This is a genomic window from Kitasatospora purpeofusca (assembly GCF_034043715.1).
GTDB classification, from domain to species: Bacteria; Actinomycetota; Actinomycetes; order Streptomycetales; family Streptomycetaceae; genus Kitasatospora; species Kitasatospora purpeofusca_A.
Genome location: NZ_JAXCLC010000092.1, coordinates 1 through 22,352 on the forward strand (window position 1 = coordinate 1; position 22,352 = coordinate 22,352).

The 22,352-nt window shown below is 70.7% G+C and carries 8 protein-coding genes; all 8 read left to right on the forward strand.

All coding sequences use genetic code 11. The annotated features are described in order from the left end of the window. On the forward strand, window positions 1-897 hold an 897-nt coding region (locus SM793_RS32635; protein WP_320441945.1), incomplete at its 5' end, for a hypothetical protein. Window positions 898-1,026: 129 nt separating this feature from the next. Then, a complete protein-coding gene (locus SM793_RS32640; protein WP_320441946.1) occupies window positions 1,027-1,329 on the forward strand; it encodes a hypothetical protein in 303 nt (100 codons plus the stop codon). A 290-nt stretch (window positions 1,330-1,619) separates the two neighbouring features. Then, window positions 1,620-5,114, forward strand: a complete 3,495-nt coding sequence (locus SM793_RS32645) for a tetratricopeptide repeat protein (RefSeq protein ID WP_320441947.1) — start codon at window positions 1,620-1,622, stop codon at window positions 5,112-5,114. Between the two features lie 1,408 nt (window positions 5,115-6,522). After that, window positions 6,523-8,028, forward strand: coding sequence for an acyltransferase domain-containing protein (locus tag SM793_RS32650; RefSeq protein ID WP_320441948.1), 1,506 nt, complete (start codon window positions 6,523-6,525; stop codon window positions 8,026-8,028). Next, the gene (locus SM793_RS32655) at window positions 8,025-16,031 is read left to right on the forward strand and encodes a cytochrome P450 (RefSeq protein ID WP_320441949.1); all 8,007 of its coding nucleotides are present in this window, start codon (window positions 8,025-8,027) and stop codon (window positions 16,029-16,031) included. The genes SM793_RS32650 and SM793_RS32655 overlap by 4 nt, the downstream gene beginning before the upstream one ends. 7 nt (window positions 16,032-16,038) lie before the next feature. After that, complete coding sequence (locus SM793_RS32660) at window positions 16,039-18,627, forward strand: KR domain-containing protein (protein ID WP_320441950.1); 2,589 nt, start codon at window positions 16,039-16,041, stop codon at window positions 18,625-18,627. 94 nt (window positions 18,628-18,721) lie between these two features. Further along, window positions 18,722-20,158 (forward strand): flavin-containing monooxygenase, encoded by a 1,437-nt coding sequence (locus SM793_RS32665; RefSeq protein ID WP_320441951.1) that lies wholly within the window; start codon window positions 18,722-18,724, stop codon window positions 20,156-20,158. After that, window positions 20,155-22,317, forward strand: a complete 2,163-nt coding sequence (locus SM793_RS32670; RefSeq protein ID WP_320441952.1) for an MMPL family transporter — start codon at window positions 20,155-20,157, stop codon at window positions 22,315-22,317. Before SM793_RS32665 ends, SM793_RS32670 begins: the two co-directional genes overlap by 4 nt. The last annotated feature ends 35 nt before the right edge of the window (window positions 22,318-22,352 follow it).

Here is a 22,352-nt window from a genome sequence, read left to right on the forward strand (position 1 = left end):
ACGGGCGGCATCATGACCGACACCGACGCGGAGGTCGCCCACCTCGCGCTGGAGATGATCGAGAACAACCTCCGCACCGGCACCCTCACCATCAGCCGCGAGACCGTCCCCACCTGCCGGGCCTGTGGCCACATGACCGGCACCGGCAGCCACCCCTGCAACGCCTGCGGCAACACCGACACCGAAGACCGCACTGGCCTCCACCTCGTCGCCGAACTCGCGAAGGACCGCCCATTCCTCGACCGCTCGGACATCCACGCGAGCCACCGCCAGCAGCCCAAGCACCTCCAGCACACCGCCGCCAACGTCGCCGAGCGGTTGATCCTCTCCCGAACCCGCGACCACGGCATCGACCTCTCGTCCCTGGGTCTCAACGGCCTCGTCCTCGACCCACGCGCCGGCATCCACGCCACCGTCCTCGCGGCAGCCCGAAGGCACCAGGCGGATCTGGCCGTCATGACCATCACCGAGAACGCGGCCAACCACATCGCCGCCCACGGCCAGCATTTCCGTGAGCACGACGGCACCCGCCTTCAGTACGCCCTCCACGGTCGCCTCCCTTACGACCACACGGCCAGCCTCCAGCCGCTGTACGAGGCGTACCGAGCCACCCAGGAGATCAAGGACGGCTTCGAAGAGTGGCTTCTCCCGCTCTTCTCCCTGATGGCCAAGACCGGAGCCCGGCCCGAGCAACTGTCCTCGCTCTTCAAGCACTACATGCGGGCATACCTGGCCAAGCCCGTTGCGGCCGACGGAGCTGCCATCGAATCCGTACAGCACTCGGTCTCCACTGGCGACACGGAGTGGATCACGAACAAGCAGACGCTGGCCAACGTGATGGCTGCCTGGCCATCGCCGTGGATTGCCCAGCTATGCACAAGACGGCAACTCGGATGACTCCGTGCCGTTAGAGTGCTTCGGGTGCGATGATGCGAGCAACTCCTGGGAGCGCGAATGGACATGACGTCCACTGAACTTGCTCTGGCGGCCCTAAGCGGTGCCACTGGAAGCCTAAGCGAGGCTGTCGTGACGGATCTCTGGCGTCGCCTCCGGAACCGCTTCTCCACCAACAGTCAGGCCGTTGCCGCGCTGGAAGGGCGAGACAGTAGCGATCCGGATGCTGTCGCCGTGCTGAGCGAGGCGCTACGCCGCGCGGGTGCGGCCGATCCGGAGTTCCGTCGCGAGATGGAGGAGTGGTTGTCCCGTCTGGCCGTGCCGGCGAGTGGCACCGTCAACACCGTGCGTGATTCCCATGGCCTGAACGCGCCCGGCGCCACGTTCAATGGCACGGTCAACATGTCCTTTGGCCAGGGCGAGCAGGCGCGATGACGGCGACTCCGCCGCTACCAGATCGAGACGCGCCAGCGAACTCCGTCACTGGCTCGACGGGCCTCAACGCCCCAGGGGCGGTCTTCCACGCTGCCGTCAACATCAACTTAGCGGCGGGACTCGCCAAACCGACTCCATCGGTTGAGGAACTGCTCGCGCTGGGATCAGTGGAGGCGCCATATGGCAGGCTCCCGGAGGCCGTGCTTGGCCGGGACGGGATCCTCACGGCCCTAGCGCAGACTGGCACAGTGGACCATCCGCGTGTCCGAGTCCTCTCCGGAATGGGCGGAGTGGGCAAGACTACGGTCGCTCTGTCTGTAGCTGACCGGGCCAGGGAGAACGGAGTCGAGGTCTTCTGGATCCAGGCCGGATCCGCAGCGGCCGTGGCCGATGGGATGCGGCACACGGCCCTCCTGGCTGGCACTCCGACCGAGCACGTGACCCATGCCTGGGAGAAGGGCGGACGGCCTGCTGCCGATCTGCTCTGGCGACATCTGGCGATCCTGGATCGCCCGTGGTTGCTCGTCTTCGACGATGCCGATGACCTCGACGTGTTGTCCTGTCCGGGAACGGCTCTGACTGATGGCACAGGCTGGGTCAGGCCCCCGGTCGGCATGTCACAGGGAGTCGTGGTCACCACCCGCGACGGCAACAATCGATCCTGGGGGAACCGGATCGCTAGTTTCCAGCACATCGAGGCCCTGGAACTCGAATTCGCAGGCCAGGTTCTTCAGGAACTGGCTCCCGAGGCGGGGGACAGGGGCTCCGCCACGGCGCTGGCCGACCGCCTCGGCTCTCTGCCGCTTGCGCTCCACTTGGCGGGCACTTACCTGGCAATGGCGCACGGCGATCCGCTAGCTGAAGCTCAGACCTTTGCCGAATACATTGACGTGCTCGACGATTCCCTGCTGTTCCTCGACGACGCTAACGAGGGCGTGCACGGAGATCTGCGAAGCGAGGAAGAGCGAGCCCGTCGGACCATTGCCGGTACCTGGGAACTGTCCCTTTCTCTTCTCGAACGACAGGGCGCGGAGCAGGCACGTGGTTTGCTGCAGTTGCTGTCTTGCTTCGCTTCGACTGCGCCTCTGCCGAGCGCCTTGATCGATCCGCCCACGGTTGCCGCCTTGGGAATGTGGCCGACGGACCTGCCACCTAGGGTAATCAGAGCGTCGCTGAGTGGCCTGAGCCGCTTTGGCCTCATCGGATTCGACGCACGCTCAGCAGAGCCTATGTATCAGATCCATCGGCTGGTGGCTGAGGTGTCGGTTGCCCCGCTTCTGTCGGCTCCCGGAAGCTACCGAGAAGTATGGGATTCGGCCGTCGACCTGTTGGTTGCGGCCACTCCGTACCTGGAGAATCCACGCGATCCGGGTTCTTGGCCCGCCTGGCAGGGGATCATCCCGCATTGGCTGGTCATGATGAGCCGGCTGCCGCACTGGGACACCGCTGTCGCAGATCGTCTTAGTGACGCCTTGATCTGTTCCGGAGTAGCCGTGTCCTACCTGAGCTTCCGGGGCGACTACGCGGCGGCGTGTCGACTGGCGGACGAAGCGTTAACGCGCGCCAATTCCGAGGGAGTGGACCCGTGGATCGGCGTGAACATCCGCAGACACAGGGCGACCACAGTCAAGGAGATGGGCGATCTGAAGACGGCTGAGGCCGAACTCAGTCGCATTGTCGAGGAGTGCGTCAGGCACTTTGGGGAAGCCGACTCCACCACTCTGTCCGTGCGTTACGAACGGGCAAGGGTGGCGTCACTACGAGGGAAACTTGAGGAGGCGGTCGACGAGTACGACGAGGTGATCCGTCACGAAACTCAGCTGCTCGGCGCGAAGGCCCCAAATACGTTGCGCTCGCGGCACGCCCGCGCGATCTGCATCAGAGGGATGGGACGCCTCGATGAAGCTGCGAACGAGGGAAGGCTCGTACTAGAAGGGCTGCGAGCCGAGCTTGGACAGAATCACCCTGATGTCCTCGAAGCCCAGCACGAACTGGCGATCTCACTCCGCGACCAAGGGGAGAATGAACGTGCGGAGGAGGTATTCCGCCAGGTTCTCGAGCTGGAGAAGGAGATCCTTGGAGTCGAGCACCCGTCCACGCTGATCACCCGTGCAAACCTGGCTACCACGCTTATGCTGCGCCAAGAGCTCACTGCGGCGGAAGTCGAGTTCAGGGCCGTGCTGGAAGCGCGGGCCCGCATTCTGGGGCTAGATCATCCGGAGACGCTCGATGCGCGGCACAGTCTGACCGTTCTGCTCACGCGGCAAGGTGAACTCGACGCGGCGAGCGCTGAGGCGGTCTTCGCGGAGTTGACGGAGACGCAGAAGACGCAGCTCATCGACGATCACCCAAATGTGCTGGCAGGACGCCACAGTCATGCTGCAGCACTGCGCTCGCTCGGCAAATTGACAGAGTCGGAATCGGAATACAGGTCGATCCTTGAGGCCGCGACAGCAAGCCATGGGGAACGCCACCCTGTGACGCTCAACGCTCGCTTCGGATGGGCAATGGCGTTGGGGCGGGTTGGGCGAACGGACGATGCGGTGTGGGAGATGCGCAGAGTTCTGGAAATTCAGGAGCGTATGCTTGGCAGCTCGCACCGTAACGTCGCCAGTGTCCGAGCATCGCTCGGAGCGCTCCTGCTCCGGCAGGGAAATCTGGCCGAGGCCGAGGAACAGTTGTCGCAAGCGCTCAGCGCCATTCCAGAGGACGACGGTGGGCGCCTGGGAATCCGACATGATCTGGTGGCGGTGCTACGCGCACGCGGCAGGCTGCGGCACGCCATTCGGCAACTGCGGGAGATCGCCCATGAGGAACGGCGAATTTCCGGCCCAACGCATCCCGACACAATCACCGCTCGTAACAGTCTCGGCATCGCGTTGAAGGACTTCGGTGAGCTGGACGAGGCAGCGGCTGTTTACCGTGAGGCGCTAAGCGAGGCAGCCGGCAAGCACTCCGAAGACCAGCCGCTGATCCTGACGGTACGGCACAACCTGGCGATAGTAATGCGGATCCAAGGGAACCTCGACGAAGCGGAGAAGGAGCAGTCGGCGATCCTGAAGATCCAGGAACGTCGGCTCGGGCCTGAGCATCCAGAGACGCTGGCCACGCGAACATCCATCGCCCGAATTCTCGACGACAGAGGGGCCAGCGCAGAAGCTGAGGCCGCATACCGCGAGATCCGGACGGTGTGCACTCGTGTCATGGGGACTGATCATCCTCAGACCATTTCCATCCAGGGGAATTTGGCCTACCTGCTGGCCGATCAAGAGCGATTCGCTGAATCAGAGGTCGAGTACCGCGACGCGATGGACAAGTGCCGGAACGTGCTTGGAGATGACCATCCAGAGACCCTAACGATGAATCACAACCTGGCCATGGCGTTGGGAAACCAAGGGAAGCTAGCCGAGGCCGTTGCCCGGTTCCGCGAGGTCGCGGAGCGGCGCGGAGGAACGCTGGGGACTGACCATCCAGAGACGCTCATGGCTCGGAAGAACCTTGGCGAGGCCTTGTACCGGGCGGGGCAGCCAGCCGAGGGCGCCGAACAGTTCAAGGAAGTGGCCGAGGGCTGGGCGCGGACGCGCGGTGCCGACGATGGCTCGGTCTGGGACGCACGCTACCGACGAGCCCAGTTGCTGTGGGAGGCGGGACGGCCACGTGCTGCGCAAGATGAGCTCGAGACGTTGCTGGAGCGCACCCTGGAGGTCCGCCCCGACGGAGACTCACGCATCACCGCGCTGCAACGGGTGCTCATGGCTGTAAGGGCTGACGGCGACGGTTGCTAGCCGGATGCATCGGCGGGTGCGGTATCCAGAGCGGCTGGGCGACGAACATTGCCAGCGGGTGACACTGGAGGTCGCGCCGGCCGCCATGTCCGTCTGGAGCGAATCTGCGTGAGCGATGCGTGAGCGGACGGGGCAGCACGTGCCGGTTCGGGCGGGATCGTGGATCACGGCGCAACGTCCTGACCTGCGGGTTCATCACCTAGTGGTCGATGCTGACACCAGCCAGCATGATCACTCTCGGGCTCGTAATGCGTAGGTCTCGGGTTCGAATCCCGAAGGCGGCTCTGTAGAACCCCCAGGACTCACTCGCCGTGACCTGGGGGTTTTGCTGTTTCTTGATCTTCGGGGGATCGCGGGACAGGGCGTCGTGGCGGGAGCTGGGATGCCTGTAGCAGCGGCTCTCGGCCAGTCGTGAGGGATTCCCGCCTGCCGGTGTGTTGTGGCCTTTTCCGCTGGAACGTCGGCGGTCGTTGCGGTGCCTGCGGACGATGTGCGGGTTGGCGACCGACCCGTTCGTCGATAGCCCGGCACACCTGGCCCGTTCCGCCGGAGCCCGGGATTGATTCCAGGCGGTACCGGTCGTGCGCTCTGTCGGGCTGGAGCCCGGGCGTCCGGGGTGCTCCGGCGGCGGGCCGGGATCCCCGGCCGCCGGGGTGTTGGTGGGGGCGTGGGAGGTGGGCGCACGAACCGGCGTGGAGGGGCATGGGGGAGGGCGGGTTGTGCGTCGATTGGTCGGGGGTTCGGGGAGGTTGTCGGGGGGTTCGGGAACCGGTTCCGGAAGTACCGGCAGAAGCGTTTCTGTTTCGCGCTGTTTCTTGGCGCACAACTTGACATGGCCTGGCGAAATAGGGAGTTGTGACGAAGTCGGTACATGCTTCGTCGCAGGTCAGGAATGTTACCGACCGGTCGCCGAAGAAAGTGCTTGACTTGTCGTCAGATAGATTCCTAGGGTGAAACGAGTATGAGCCGGTGTGCTTCGGCACGCAGCGGTACGGGGGAAGATGAACTTGAATGTGGCAGTGGCTGACAATTGCGGAACCGAAGTCGGTCATTCCACTTGTTCGGCTGGTGGGCAGCGGTAGGGGGCGGTGACGACCGCCTGACGTCGTGCGGTGTCGACGGACTCCAACGACGTTCTGTTGCAGGCTAGTTGCTCGGCTGTTTCGCGCGCCGCCAGGGTGCGCCGCCGGGCCGGACCTCCGGATGCATTTCCGGACAATGGCGTCCTCAATGCCGTGTCCGAAGGCATCGAATTCGGCTGTGATCGCGTTCTCGAGTTAACCGAAGATTAACCGGAATCGCCTCTCTCGAGTGTCGGGGCATGAATACGGTCTCATCGGTCAAGGAAATGCGGCGCGATCCGCCGGTGCAGCTGATCACGCAAATGAGTATGGGGGAAGTGTGCGTCATGCCTGAAACTTCGATTGCCGTCCTCTTTCCGGGGCAGGGTGCGTTCTACGGCCGTGCCCTCGCAGACCTGCGGGACGAGTTCCCCGAGGTCGGACCGGTCCTCGCCGAGATCGGTGACGCCGCCCGTCCGCTGCTCGGCGACCGCGCGGTGGACCAGCTGTTCGCGACGCGGACGCCGGACACCGAGCAGCTGCTCCGGGAGGCCCCGGAGGCACTCCAGCTGGCCATCTACGCGGTTTCCACCGCCACCTACGCCGTCCTGCGGGCCCGTGGTCTGCGCCCGAACGTTCTGATCGGCCACAGCCTCGGCGAGATCGCCGCGCTGGTCGCCGCGGGCGCGTTCACGCCCGCCGAGGGCGCCGAGATCGTCTGCCACCGGAGCATCGCGCTGCGCGAGGCCGGTCTGGGCGACGCCTACATGGCCGCCATCGGCACCGACGCCGACCGGGCGCAGCGCCTCGTCGACCTGGTGGGCGACCCGCTGACCGGTATCGCGGTGGAGAACCACGCGGGCCAGACCGTGCTGTCCGGTCGGGCCGAGACGCTGGACACGATCGGCCGGCTGGCCGCCGTGCTGAAGATCGACTTCGCCCGGCTCAAGTCGCCGTACGCCTTCCACAGCCCGCTGCTCGGCCCGGCGGCGGAGAAGTTCGCCGCGCGGATCGCGGACATCCGCCAGCGTCCGCTGGAGACCACCGTCCACTCGCCGATCATCGGCCGCGCCTACGAGGACGGGGACCGGCTGACCGAGCTGCTGGCCGGGCACTTCACCGCCCGGGTGCGCTTCGGCGACACCGTCCGCGAGCTGGCGGGCACCGGTGTGTCGGTGTTCGTCGAGAGCGGTGCGCTGGACGCGCTGAGCCGGATCACCGGCCGCATCGTCGAGTCGCCGGTCACCACCGTGCCGACCCTGCTGCCGGAGGCGGGGGGCGCCGCCGTGCTGCGGCAGGCGCTCGACCGGCTGGCCTCGGTGGGTGCGGTCGCGGCGGGTTCGGGCGGTTCCTCGGCGGACCAGCTGCGGGCGGCGCTGCTGTCCGACGTGCCGGCCGAGGACTTCGAGGCGTTCTGGAACGGCCGGGGCGTGGAGGTCCGGGCGTTCGCCCGCGAGGCCTACCTGACCTACCTGGGCGCGAAGGAGGAGGAGGAGCCGACCGTCGGCGCGAGCCTCAACGGCAGCGTGAACGGCAGCGTCAACGGTCACGGGAGCGTCAACGGTCACGGCAGCGTCGCGGCCGTCCCGGCGGTGGCCGTGGACCGGGACACCCTGGTCCGTCAGCTCGCCGACATCTACGCCGAGGCGCTGGAGTACCCGGCCGAGGTCTTCGAGGAGGCCACCGACCTGGAGGCCGAGCTGGGCGTCGACTCGGTGAAGCAGACGGAGCTGCTGGTGCGCGTCGGCAACCGCTACGAGCTGCCGCCCCGGCCGTCCGACGTGCGTCCGGCCGCCTACAACACCCTGGGCAAGATCGCTGACCTGATCATCGCCTCGGGCGGATCGGTGTGAGCGAGGTGTCCCAGGAACTGCGGGGAAAGATCGCCCTGGTCACCGGCGGGGCGCGCAACGTCGGCAAGGTCATCGCCAAGCGTCTCGCCGCCGACGGCGCGCTCGTCGTCATCAACCATCTGCACTCGCCCGGGCCCGCCCGGGAGACCGCCGAGGAGATCGAGCGGGCCGGCGGCCAGGCGCACGTCATCCGGGCCTCGGTCGCCGTCCGCGGCCAGGTCGACCGGATGTTCGACGAGATCGAGGAGCGCTTCGGCGGCCTCGACATCCTGGTCAACAACGCCGCCAACGGCGCCCTGGTGCCGGCCGGCGAGGTCACCGACCAGCTGATCGACCGGGCCCTCAACACCAACCTCAAGGGCGGCCTCGCATGCGCCCAGCGCGCCGCCGCGCTGATGGCGCGGCGGGGCGGGGGCAGCATCGTCAACCTCTCCACGCTGGGCGGCGGCCAGTTCGTCATGGCCAACTACCTGGCCTGCGGGCCGGCCAAGGCCGCGGTGGAGGCGATGACCCGCTACCTGGCCGTCGACTACGCCCGGGACGGGATCAGGGTCAACACGGCCGCCGCCGGCATGCTGTACAGCGAGGTCGTGGACCTGTTCCCGGACGCCGAGCGGATGCAGCGGGCGACCGTCGAGGCCACTCCGATGGGGCGGCTCGGCCACCCGGAGGAGCTGGCCGAGGTGGTGGCCTTCCTGGCCTCGCCCCGGTCGAGCTGGATCACCGGCCAGGTGATCCTGGCGGACGGCGGCCTGTCCACCGGGCAGGCGCTGCTCTCGCCGCCGCGCGCGCTGGTGGAGCCGGTGCCGCCGACCGTCCCGGTCGGGGAGTCGGCGGAGTCGGCGGAGTCAAGGGAGTCGGAGGCGTCGGCGGAGTCGGGGAAGGGGGCGGAGAAGGCGGCGGACGCGCCGGTGGTCGCCGCCGCCGTGACCGCCCCGGTCGCCGCGCCCGTCACCGCCGCCGTGCAGGCCGCGGTGACCCCGCGTCAGGCCCCGCTCGTGCAGGCCGCGCCCACCACGGCCGCGCCGGTCGCACACGCCGCGCCGGTCGTTCACGCCACCCCGGCCCCGGCCCCGGTCGCCGTGAAGGCGGTCGAGGAGGAGGCGTACGACGAGGACGACGAGATCGCCATCGTCGGCATGGGCATCGTGGTGCCCGGCGCCAACGACCTCGACGAGTACTGGCACGAGCTCATGGAGGGTGCCGACCGGTTCGTCGAGATCCCCGCCGACCGCTGGGACAACGACAAGTTCCACTCGTCCGACAAGCGCGACGAGGACAAGACCTACTCCAAGCGCTCGGCCTTCATCACCGACTTCGTGCCGCACCCGCAGCTGGCCCGCGAGCTGGCCGAGGCGGGGACCGACCCGAACGCGGTGGAGTCCACCACGCTCTGGCTGCGCCACTCGCTGCTCCAGGCGATGGAGGGCGTCCGGCACAACCCCGAGGACCGCTGCTCCTTCCTGGTCGGCTACACCGCCGACGGCAGCCAGCACCTGGAGGAGGCGACCGTCCGGGCCGGTGTGCTCGGCCGGATCGCGCCCATCCTGGACGGTCTCGGCCTGTCCGGGGCGGACCGCGCCGCCGCGCTGGCCACCGTCGAGCGGCGGCTGGCCGGGCAGTACCCGCGCAGCGGCCCCGAGCCGCTGCACTTCTTCCCGCACCGGGTCGGGCTCAACGCGATGCGCGACGTGCTGCCGGACTCCGCCGAGCTGCTGCTGGTGGACACCGCCTGCTCCTCCTCGCTCTACGCGGTGGACCTGGGCCTCAAGGGCCTGCTGGAGGGCCGGCACGACATCGCGGTCTGCAGCGGCTCGTTCGCCGTGGGCCCGCGCGGGTCGATCCTGTTCGCCAAGCTCAACGGCCTGTCGGTGCGCGGCGAGGTCCGCTCGCTCGACAAGGAGAGCGACGGGGTGCTGTTCTCGGACGGCGCCGCGACCGTCGTGCTCAAGCGGCTCAGCCGGGCGCGCCGGGACGGCGACCGGGTGCTGGCCACCCTGCGCAGCTTCGGCTCGTCCTCGGACGGCAAGGGCAAGGCGATCTACGCGCCGAGCGCGGCCGGCCAGAAGCTGGCGATCCGCCGGGCGCTGGACCGGCCGGGCATGGACGACGTGCGGCCGGACTGGATCGTCGCCCACGCCACCGGCACCCCGGCGGGCGACCTGGCGGAGTTCACCACCCTGCGCGAGACGCTCGGCGGCCATGAGCCGGGCCGTGCCCCGGTGGTCGTCACCTCCAACAAGTCAGTGATCGGGCACACCGGTTGGGCCGCGGGCGTGGCCTCGCTGATCGAGGTCGTGCTGGGCTTCCGGCACGATGTGATCCCGCCGCAGCACCGGTTCACCGAGACCCCGGCGGACTTCGCGATCGGCGGCTCCAACCTGGTCGTGCCGACCGAGGCCGTGCCCTGGCCGCGCGGCGCCCGCCGCCGGACGGCCGCCGTCTCCGGCTTCGGCTTCGGCGGCACCAACGCCCACCTGGTCGTGCAGGAGCCGCCCGCGGCGCCCGGGGCGACGTCCGGGAGCACGGTGCCGACGCGGACCCAGCAGGACCGGACCCAGCAGGACCGGGCCCGGCAGGCGAAGCCGCAGCGGATCGCGATCGTGGCCCGGACCGCGCACGTGCCGGGTACCGAGACCGCCGACGAGCTGGCCTCCTGGCTGGGACGGACCGGTCCGGAGAACGTGTCCTTCGGTGACACCTATCCGCTGCCGTCGTTCAAGGAGGTGCGGATGCCCCCCGGCATGATGCGGGGCATCGACCGCTGCCAGCTGATGATCCTCAAGTGTGCCCACCGGCTGCGCGACAGCCTGGGCGCGTTCTGGGAGGACAACAGCGAGACGACCGGTGTGGTGCTCGGCCACCTCGGGGCGACCCGCAACGCGACGCTCTACGCGCTGCGCTGCTACCTGGACGATCTGACCATCGCGCTGAAGGCCGACGCCTCGCTGGCCTCGGCGCCGTGGCTGCCGGAGGCGCTGGAGCTGCTCAGGTCGGAGGTGCGGCGGCTGGTCCCGCCGTCCAACGAGGACTCCTTCCCCGGCATGATGCCGAACGTGATCCCGGCCCGGGTCGCCAACTATTTCGACCTCAAGGGCCTCAACATGACGGTCGACACGGGGTTCACCTCGACCCTGAGCGCGATCGACGTCGCCATCCGCTACCTGCGGCAGGGCGAGCTGACGATGGCGCTGGTCGGCGGCATCAACGGCAACAGCACCGACGAGGTGCGCCAGCTGCTGGACGAGGCCCTCGACGCCCGCAGCGTCCTGGCCGAGGGCGCCTTCCTGTTCGCCCTGGTGACGGAGGAGACCGCCGCCGCGGCCGGGCTGGAGGTGCTCGGCTACCTGGACACCCCGCTCGCCGAGGCGGAGCAGGCCGGGGAGGTGACCGGCAAGTCGGCCGGCCGACCGACCGCGGGGCCGGTGCCGACCGTCGAGTGCGGCGCCGTCCGCCCCGGCCGGGAGGTCTGCTACCTGGGCGCCGAGGGTGCGATCGGCATCCTCCAGGTGCTGGCCGAGGAGCCGGCCGCGCGCGACGCGCTGGTGGTCTGCCGCGGCGAGAACGGCGCGCCCGACCTCAGCGTCCGGGTCTCGGCCCCGCTGTCGGCGGCCGTGCCGGCGCCCGCGGCGGACCTCCACGTGCCGTCCGAGTTCTACGACGAGCGGCAGTACGACGACCGGCACCCGCTGGTGGTGAGCCGGCACGTGCCCGGGCTGACCGAGACGCCCGGCGAACCGGTGCGCGCCGAGCTGCCGTTCTGGCCCGCGGAGCCCACCGTCGTCCTGACCGACCGGCCGGAGACGGTGACGGCGGCCGGGGCGCCGGCCGGCACCCTGGTGCTCTCCACCGTGCCCGGCGGTCCCGGGGTCCGGCACGTGCCGGACGCCGAGGCGCTGGCCGGCCTGCTGGACGAGGCGGACCCGCGGCGGCTGATCCGGCACATCCGGGTGGTCACCGACCTGTCCGGGGCGGACACGGCCGGTCCGGCGGAGGCGGAGGCGCTGAGCGCCCTGCACGAGCTGGTCTTCCTGACGGTGCAGCAGCGGCACGAGTCACTGGCCGACGAGGCCGGCGGCGCGAGCTGCGTCGGGCTGTTCCTCGGGGCGATGACCGACCGGACCCCGCACCCCTTCACGGGCATGTTCACCGGCCTGTTCAAGGTGATCCACCTGGAGTACGCGCCGCACTGCCTGACCTACGCGCTGATCACCGGGGCGCGGGAGGCCGCCACCGGGGTCGCGCAGGCGGAGCGGGAGTCGGCGTTCCGGCGCGGCGTCCCCTCGGCCTTCCACGACGGCGGGCGGCGGCTGACCGTCACCCTCGCCGAGGAGCCCGGCGAGCTGCTGCCGCCGGGAGAGGCGACGCTCGGTCCGGACAGCGTCGTGGTCGCGGTCGGCGGCGGGCGGGGCATCACCGCCGAGCTGCTGGCCGAGGTCGCCCGGCACTTCCGGCCCCGGGTGTACGTGCTCGGCAGCAACCCGGTGGACTCCCACCCGGCCGAGTACCTGGAGCTGGACGACGAGGCCTTCGCCAAGGGCCGCGCCGACTACATCCGCAAGGAGCTGGCGCTGCGGACCGGCCGCAACCCCGCGCAGCTCAACCGCGCGTACGAGCGGATCGGCCAGGCGCGGGTGATCCGGGCCAACCTGCGCCGGATCGCCGAGCACAGCGGCGCGGGCGCGGTGCACTACGTGCCCTGCGACGTGACCGACCGCGCCCAGGTGACGGCCGCGATGGACCGGATCCACGCCGAGGCCGGGCGGATCGACCTGCTGGTCAACGCGGCGGGGCTGAACCGTTCGGCGCCGATCGCGACCAAGAGCCTGGCGGAGTTCCGGCAGGTCCGCGACCTGAAGGTGCTGGGCTACTTCAACCTCAAGCACGCCCTGCGGGGCCGGCCGCCGCGCGCCTGGTGCAACTTCGGTTCGCTGCTGGGCATGACCGGCCAGGTCGGCGAGGCCGACTACGCCTCGGGCAACGACTTCCTCGGGGCCGCGGCGACCTACCACCAGCAGGTGCTGGGCCTCCACGAGTTCACCGTGGGCTGGACCCTGTGGGGCGAGGTCGGCCTGGGCGCCAACGAGTTGACCAAGGCGTACTTCGAGAAGAGCGGGCTGTACTCCGCGATGAGCACCGCGGAGGGCGTGCACCACTTCGTCCGCGAGCTCAACCTGGCCAAGCCGTCGCCGTACACCGTGCACCTCGGTGACGCGGAGCGGCGGGCGGTCGACCGGCTGCTGCCCGGCTTCCTGAACCCGGGGGCGCCGCGCGGCGGGACGGACTCCGCGACGCCGCGGGAGCCGGTCCGCCCGGAGCGGCCGGCCGCGGCGGCGGGACCGGTGGAGCCGGCGGTGCTGCCGTTCTACCTCGGCGAGGTGGTCGAGCGCGGCACGGACACGGTCACCTTCGAGCGGGTCTTCGACCTGGAGCGGGACGACTACCTGCGCCACCACAAGGTCGGCGACGCGCCCACCCTGCCGGGGACGTTCGTCACCGAGATCGCCTTCGAGGCGGCCTCGTGGCTGGTGCCGGACCTCAAGGTGTACGCCTTCGAGGACCTGCGCTTCCACCACTTCCTCAAGGTCCGCGAGTCGGACCGGGCCGGGCTGCGGAAGCGGATCCGGGCCGAGCTGGTGGAGCGCCGGGCCGACCTCGGCCAGGCGGTGGTGGCGGTGCGGATCACCCACGACGTGGTGGCGCCCAACGGCACCGTGCTGGTCAAGGACCGGCTGCACTTCGAGGTGCGGGTGCTGCTGGCGGGCGACCTGCCGGACGCGCCGCACTGGAAGGCCTGGCACCCGGCCGCGGAGACCCCGGTACCCGACCCGTACCACAGCCCGGGCTCCCCGGTGCTGCTGACCGACCTGTTCGTGTCGACCACCGACACCCGGCTGCACCCGGACGGCAAGCGCGCCACCTACAACCTCGAACTGCCCTTGGACCACCGGGTCTTCGGGAGCTTCGGGATCCCGGTGGTGCTGCTCGACGGGCTGGCCAGGACCGGGGTGCTGGCCCTGGTCGACGGTGACCTGGTCCCGCTCGCGGCCCCGCTGGGCATCGGCCGGATCGACGTCTACGAGCACGGCGGCGACAGCCAGGTCGCGGCCCGGTACGGCCGGATCGACCTCTACGCGGTGCTGCCCGGGGCGGAGGCCGACGGGCGGAACGCGGGCAGCGGCAACCGTTTCGTCGCCGTCCGTCCGGACGGGCGGATCCTGATCCAGATGAAGGACCTGGACTGGACGCTGATGGGCTACCTCGACCGGAGCACCGGGAAGTTCGTGACTCCCGAGGAGGTGGCCGAGGCGGCCGCCGCCCGGGCGGTCGAACCCGGTACCGGCACAGCGGATCCCGGCACAGCGGATCCCGGTACTGCGGATCCCGTGCCGGTCGATCCCGGAGCGGGCCCCGCCGAGGCCAGTGAGGTGGTGACGGCGATGGGAAAAGCTGAGGCCGGCGCGGCTGGTGGGCCGACGCCGGCGGCCACGGACCCCCAGGACGCCACGACCAGGAAGGCGAGCACCGACGTGACCGCGAGCAAGGAGAACGGCGGGGAGCCGGCCCCGGAGCCGGGTACGGCGGTGGCCACGGTCGTCGCCGCGCCCGAGCGCCGCCCGGCGCGCCGCCCCGCGCCCGCCGTCGCGCGGCTCGCGCGCCCCGCCCCGGGGCCGCGCGGACTGCGGACCGTCCCCGGCAACCTGCGCAAGTTCCAGCGCAACGCGCCCGCCCTGTTCACCGAACTGAGCCGGGCCTACGGGGACATGGTCCGGCTGCCGCTGGGCTACTTCACCGTCCACCTCAACTACCACCCGGACAACATCAAGTACGTCCTCCAGGACAACAACCAGAACTACATCCGCGGCAAGGGCTACGACGCCTTCAAGATCTTCATGGGGATGGGCCTGCTCACCCTCGACGGGGAGGAGTGGAAGCAGCACCGCCGGGTGGTGAACCCGCTGTTCCACAAGACCGCCATCGACAACATGGCGACCACCATGACCGACTCCACCGCCCTGGTGCTCGACCGGTGGGAGCACGCCGGGTCCGACCAGGCCGGCATCGACGTGGTGCCGGAGATGATGGACCTCACCCTCGGGGCCCTCGGCAAGGTCATGTTCGACACCGACCTCCACCCGCTCAGTGACCGGGTGGGGCCGGCGATGGTCACCTCCATCGAGGCCATGGTCTTCCGCGGCACCCTGAACCAGCTGACCCCCGAGTTCGTCCCGATCCCGTACAACCGGCGCATCCGCCAGGCGCGCAAGGTGATGTACGACGTGGTGGACGGCATCGTCGAGGCGCACCGGGACGGCCGGCACGAGGGGCTGACCGACCTGGTCAGCCTGCTCCTCCAGGCCCGCGACGAGAGCGGCGGCGAGTGGACCCGGCAGCAGGTCCGGGACGAGATCATGACGGTCTTCATGGCCGGCCACGAGACCACCGGCACCGGCCTGGCCTGGGCGCTCTACGAGCTGGCCAAGGACCCGCAGGCGCAGGAGCGGCTGCACGAGGAGGTCGAGCAGGTGCTCGGCGGGCGCACGCCCACCATCGAGGACCTGCCGAACCTCCCGTACGCCCGGATGGTCACCGACGAGACGCTGCGGCTGCACCCGCCGATCTGGGTGTACCCGCGCGACGCCGTCGCGGAGGACGACGTCAACGGCTGGCACGTCCCGGCCGGCGGCAGCGTCTTCATGGTCCCGTACGTCACCCACCGGCACCCGGACTACTGGGTGGACCCGGAGCGCTTCGACCCGGAGCGCTTCACCGAGCAGAACCGCGCCCAGCAGCCCCGGTACGCCTACTTCCCGTTCGGCGGGGGCCAGCGCAAGTGCATCGGCAACCAGATGGCGCTGGTGCAGACGCACCTGACGCTGGCCATGGTGGCCCAGCGCTTCCGGCTGCGGCTGGTCCCCGACCACCCGCTGACGCTGGGCACGCTGGTGTCCTTCCGCCCGGTGGACGGCATCCGCCTCGTCGTGGAGCCCAGGAAGCGATGACACGCCGATGACACTCAAGGAACCGATCACCCTCGCGGAGGCCCTCGCCCCGCCGGTGGTGGACTACCCGCAGGACGGATCGGTGCGCCCCGTGCGGCGCCATGTGTGGGAGCCGGTGGAGACCGCCGCGCTCCCGCCGGGCGCCGCCCCCGGGCTGCGCGGGCGCTCGATCGCGGTGGTCGGCGGCCGGGAGGCCACCGCCGCCGCGGTCGCCGCGGCGCTCACCGCGGCCGGGGCGCGGGCGCACCGGCTCGCCCCGCCCGCCGAGGGGCAGCGCGGCGGCTTCGCCGAGGCCGCGGCGGCCCTGTTCGCCGCGGCCGGGCGGATCGACGGGATCGTCGACCTCAACCTCGAGGAGCCCTTCGACCGCAGCGGCCCGGACGGCTGGGAGGCGCCGTTCCGGCAGACGGTCGCGATGCTCCAGGCCTGCTTCGCGGACTGGATCACCGAGACCGACGCGGTGCGGCTGTTCTACCTGCCGGTCACCTGGCTGGGCGGCCGGATGGGCTTCGGCGCGGACCGGGTCGAGCAGCCGCTCGGCGGCCTGTGGGCGGGGCTCGCCAAGGGCCTGCCCCGGGAGGTCCCGAACTGCAACATCAGGATCCTCGACCTCACCGCCGAGCACTCGGCGGAGGAGATCGGCGAGCTGGTGAGCCGGGAGCTGTACCGCTGGGGCGCGTTCGAGATCGGCCACCACGGCGGGCGCCGCTACAGCCTGCGGGCCCGCCACGCCCAGCCGGCCCCGCCGGTCCGCGCGCTGCGGCCCGGCGACACCGTGGTGATGTCCGGCGGCGGGCGCGGCATCGGCCACGCGCTGGCCCGTTCGCTCGCCGAGGAGTTCGGCGCGCGGGTGGTGGTCAGCGGCCGTGGCGCGGTGCCCGACCCGGCCGCCGTCCCGGCGCTGGCGTTCGACGAGCGGGAGTTCCGGCGGTACCGGGACGAGCGGCTGCGGGAGGCCGTGGCCGCGCGCCGGGTGCCGCAGGTCCGCGGCGAGCTGGAGAAGCTGGCCCAGGAGCGCGAGCTGTGGGCCAACCTCGTCTCGGCCCGCGAGGACGGTCTGCGGATCGACTACGTGCAGTGCGACATCACCGATCCGGAGCAGGTCGCCCGGCTGGTCGACGAGGCCGGCGACCGGCTGGCCGGCGTCGTCCACAACGCGGGCGTGGACGTGCCGGTGCGGCTGCCGGGCAAGACCGAGCAGATCGTGTCGCTGGTCGTCCGGGTCAAGGTCGGGGGGTTCCTCAACCTGTTGCGGGCGGTGGCGGACCGGCCGCCGCTGGCGTTCTTCTGCAGTGTCGGCTCGCTGACCGGCCGCTGGGGCGGCATGGTCGGCCAGCTCGACTACGGGGCCGCCAACGAGGCGCTGAGCCGGCTCGGGCTGTGGGCCTCGCAGGACGGCGAGCAGTCGGGCCGGGCCCGGCGGACGCCGGTGTCCACGGTCTGCTGGCCGACCTGGGAACGCCTCGGGATGATCACCAACTACGAGGCCACGCTGCGCTACATGTCGGCGGTGGACGTCCGCGAGGGCCTGTACCACTGGAAGCGGGAGCTGTTCTCCGGCGGCAGCGGCGAGTCGACGTTCATCGGCGACGTCGGTCCGGCGATGCTGCCGTCCGTGCTGCGCGGCTACCAGCAGGACACCGGCCTGCCCGGGATCGAGCGGCTCGCCGCGAGCCGCTACTACCTGGGCGAGCCGCTGGACTTCCGGCCGTACGCCGCGCTGACCACGGAGCACCTGCTGACGGCCGGGGAGCTGCCGTGCTGCGACGACTTCCGGGTCGGCGGCGAGCCCGCGCTGCCGGTCTCGCTCTGCCTGGAGTACCTGCGGGCGGCCGGTGACTGGGTGCTGCCGGAGAACGGGGACCAGCTGCGGTTCGCCGAACTCCGGGACCTGGACGTGGACCTGGCGGAGCTGCGGGTCGGTCCCGGCCGGCGGACGGCGGTCCTGACCCGGCACGCCGAGGGCCGCTGGGCGCCGGACGGCGGCTGGCGGGTCGCGGTCACCCTGGAGCGCGAGGGGCGGCGGCTGGCCACCGCCGAACTGGTCTACCGGGCCGAGGAGCCGCCGCCGGAGCTGGCGGTGCTGCCGCCGACCGGGGCACTGGGCGCGGAGGACGTGGCACCGCCCGCACCGGGCGGCGCGCTCGGCTGGAGCGGGCACGCCTTCCGGCTGGCCGCCTGGCAGCGGGACGCGGTGGGCGGCCGGCTGTACGGGCGCGCGGAGCCGGGGCGGACGGCCGATCTGCTGCTCGCCTCGCCGGCGCCCGGCTCGGCCCTTCCGCTCAACCAGTTGGAGAACCTGCTGCGGGCCGCGTGGCTCGCCCAGGCACCGGGCGCGGGTGCGGCCGGTGCGTCGGGTGCGTCGGGCGCGGGTGCGGCCGGTGCGTCGGGCGCGTCGGCCGCGAGTGCGTCGGGCGCGGCCGGGCAGGTGCGGCGGCTCACGGTGGAGCGGCTGTCCGTCGCGCCGTCGGCCGGGGAGGGCGCCGTCCTGCTGGTCGGCACCCCGGACGGCCGCGACTGGACCGGCTACCACCCGGTCGAGCTCTTCGAACCGTGCCCGGTGGTGCTCCGGGTGACCGGCCTGCGCCACCACTGACACCGGTGACACCGGACGGCCCGAGGCCGGGCCGTCCGGTACCGACCAATCCACCGTGCCCCGGGGCACGGCACGACACCACCAGGGGGATCCGTTGACCACGATCGTTGACCGGTCGAAGGCCTATTGCGTCGTGGGCGCCGGGGCAGGTGGCCTGTCCGCCGGCAAGAACCTGCGGGAGTTCGGCATCGAGTTCGACGTGATCGAGCGCGCCGACGACGTGGGCGGCAACTGGTACGGCGGCAACACCTACAGCGCCGCCTACGACTCGGTGCACCTGATCACGTCCAAGCCCTACATCCAGTACGACGACTTCCCGATCCCGGCGCACTTCCCGACCTACCTCGGCCGAGAGCACGCGCACGCCTATCTGCGTTCCTACGCCGAGCACTTCGGGGTCTACGAACACGTCGAGTTCAGCCGCACGGTGGAGTCGATCGAGCGCCGGGACGGCTCGCCGGACTGGTTCGTCACCCTCGACGGGGGCGAAGTCCGCCGCTACGCCGGGGTGGTGATCGCCAACGGCCACAACTGGAGCCCCCGGTTCCCGGAATACCCGGGCACCTTCGACGGGCAGATCCTGCACTCCTGCGAGTACCGCGACCCGGAGCCGCTGCGCGGCAAGCGGGTGCTGGTGGTCGGCGGCGGCACCTCCGGCTGCGACATCGCGGTGGAGTCCTCCCAGAACGCCGCGTCCACCTCGCTGAGTATCCGCCGGGGCTGCTACTACTGGCCGAAGTACCTGTTCGGGATGCCCACCGACGTGCTCTACGAGAACGTCCTGAAATGGCGCATGCCCCGGCCGGTGGTGCGCTTCTTCGGTAGTCTCTTCCTGCGGCTCAACAGTGCCGGACGGCCGGAGCAGTACGGACTGCCCAAGCCGTCGCACAAGTTGCTGGAGGAGCATTTCGTCATCAATTCGACACTCCTCTACCACTTGGGGCACGGTGATATCGGGGCGAAGCCGGACATCGCCGAACTCCGGGGCGACCGGGTGAAGTTCAGTGACGGGAGCGAGGAGGCGTACGACGTGATCGTCTACGCCACCGGATACCGGATGACCGAGTTCCCGTTCATCGATCGCAAGTACCTGAACTGGAACGGGCGCACTCCGCAATTGCACCTGAGCGCGTTCCACCCTGAGTACGACAACCTTTTTGTCATCGGATACTTCCAGACTTCCACCGGCAACTGGCCGATCATGGATTACCAGTCCCAGCTCATGGCCCGCTACCTGCACCTGCTGCGCACCGACCCGCGGCGGGCGTCCTGGTTCAAGCAGGCCAAGGCCACGCCGATGGCGGGGGCCGAGCTGAACGGCGGCATCCAGTACTACGACTCCGAGCGGCACTGGCTCCAGGTCGAGCACTTCTCCTACCGGGCCATGCTGCGCAAGCTGGTCCGCCGGATGAACGCCGACCCGCCGGCCGCGCGCGACCGGGGCACCGCGGCCGGAGCCGGCGGCACCGGCACCGGCCCGGCGGAGCAGGCCAACGCGCCGGCGGCGACCCGGCTGAGGAGCCACGCATGATGGACCTGATCGCACGGTTGGCGAACCGGCACGCCCGGGTGATGGTGCTGTGCGCCGTGGTGGTGGCCGCGGTGGCGGCCTTCATCGGCGCGCCCGTCGTCACAACGCTGACCGGCGGCAACCCGGACTTCGTCACCCCGGGGTCGGGCAGCGTCCGGGCGGACGACCGGATCGGGGCGGCCACCGGCATCCAGAGCGACGGCGGCATCATCGCCCTCGTCGACACCGGCGCCCCGGTGGACGACCCCCGCACCCGGGAGGAGGTCGAGAAGGTCGCCGGGCTGATGGCCGCGGACCCGACCTTCGCCGACGTCCTGACCTACCACCGGACCCAGGACAAGAACCTGGTCTCCCGGGACGGGCGGCGGACGATCGTGGTCGGCCGGCTCAAGGACAGTGCGGAGGACCACTACCAGGACGCCGTCGACCGGCTGTCCGACCGGCTCGACGGCGACGCCGCGGTCAGGCTCGGCGGCAGCGAGGTGGTCGGCAACCAGGTCGTCAGCACCGTCCAGCACGACCTGGAGCGGGCCGAACTCCTGGCCTTCCCGGTGCTGTTCCTGCTCTCGCTGTGGATCTTCCGCAGTCTGGTGGCCTCCGCGCTGCCGCTGGTCATCGGCGGCCTGAACGTCGTCCTGACCCTGTTCGGGCTGCGCGTGGTCGACCAGTTCACCCCGATGTCGATCTTCTCGCTCAACCTGGTCACCGCGCTCGGCCTCGGCCTCGCCATCGACTACAGCCTGCTGATCGTCTCCCGCTTCCGCGGCGAGATGGCGGTCGAGCCCGACATCGACCGAGCGATCCGGGTCACCCTGCACACCGCGGGCCGCACCATCCTGTTCAGCTCGCTCACCGTGAGCGCCGCGATGGCCTCGCTGTTCGTCTTCCGCCAGCGCTTCCTCTACTCGATGGCGGTCGGCGGCCTGCTGGTCTCCGCCTCGGCGCTGCTGGTCGCGCTGCTGGTGCTGCCCGCGATGCTGCGACTGCTCGGCCGGCACATCGACTTCCTGGCCCCGGCCCGGTTCCGCCGCTCGCTGGAGGCGCCGGAGAACACCGACGGCGGCTGGTTCGCGCTGGCCCGGGGTGTCATGCGGCGGGCCCCGCTGGTCGCGGTCGGCGCCGGCGCGCTGCTGGTACTGCTCGGACTGCCGTTCCTGAAGGTCGCCTTCACCACCGTCGGCCCGTCCTCGCTGCCCACCAGTACGAGCAGCCGCTCGGTCGCCGACACCCTGCGCGCCGACTTCCCCGCCGACCCGCTGGAGTCCGTGCAGGTCGTGGTCGCGGCCGGCGGCGACACGGCGGGCGCGCAGCCCCGGATGGACGCCCTGCGCGACCGGATCGCGGCCCTCCCGGGCGCGTCCGCCGTCACCCCGGCGGTGGCGCTGAACGCGGACACCTGGCTGCTCCAGGTCACCCCCCGCGAGCCCGGCCTCAGCGCGGAGAGCCAGACCCTGGTCAAGGACGTCCGGGCGCTCTCCGGCCCGGACGAGGTCCTGGTCGGCGGGCAGACCGCCACCTTCGTCGACCTGGAGGACAGCCTCACCGGCCGGCTCCCGGCCGCCGCGCTGATCGTCTTCCTCACCAGCATGCTGGTGCTGCTGCTGATGACCGGCTCGCTGGTGCTGCCGCTCAAGGCCGTGCTGATGAACCTGCTCACCCTGGCCGCGACCTTCGGCATCCTGGTCTTCGTCTTCCAATGGGGCCACGGCGCCGGGCTGTTCGGCACCGAGGCGCAGAACGCGCTGGACGCCACCCAGCCGGTGCTGCTGTTCGCGATGGTCTTCGGGCTCTCCACCGACTACGGCGTGTTCCTGCTCGCCCGGATCAAGGAGGCCAGGGACGCCGGGGTCGGCGAGGCCGAGTCCGTCGCGCAGGGCCTGGGCCGCACCGGCCGGGTCGTCACCGCGGCGGCGGTGCTGTTCTGCGTCGCGCTGGGCGCGCTCGCCACCTCCGAGATCGTGTTCATCAAGGAACTCGGGCTCGGCACCGCGCTGGGCGTGCTGCTGGACGCCACCATCGTCCGGGCGCTGCTGGTGCCCTCGTTGATGCGGCTGCTCGGCCAGTGGAACTGGTGGGCCCCGGCTCCGCTCCGGTGGCTGTACGAACGATTCGGGCTCCGTGAGGGCGGGGCGCCGCCACTGGCCGTCGAGAAGTCGTAGGGTTTTGACGCACCGTCACCACTATCGACCGGCCT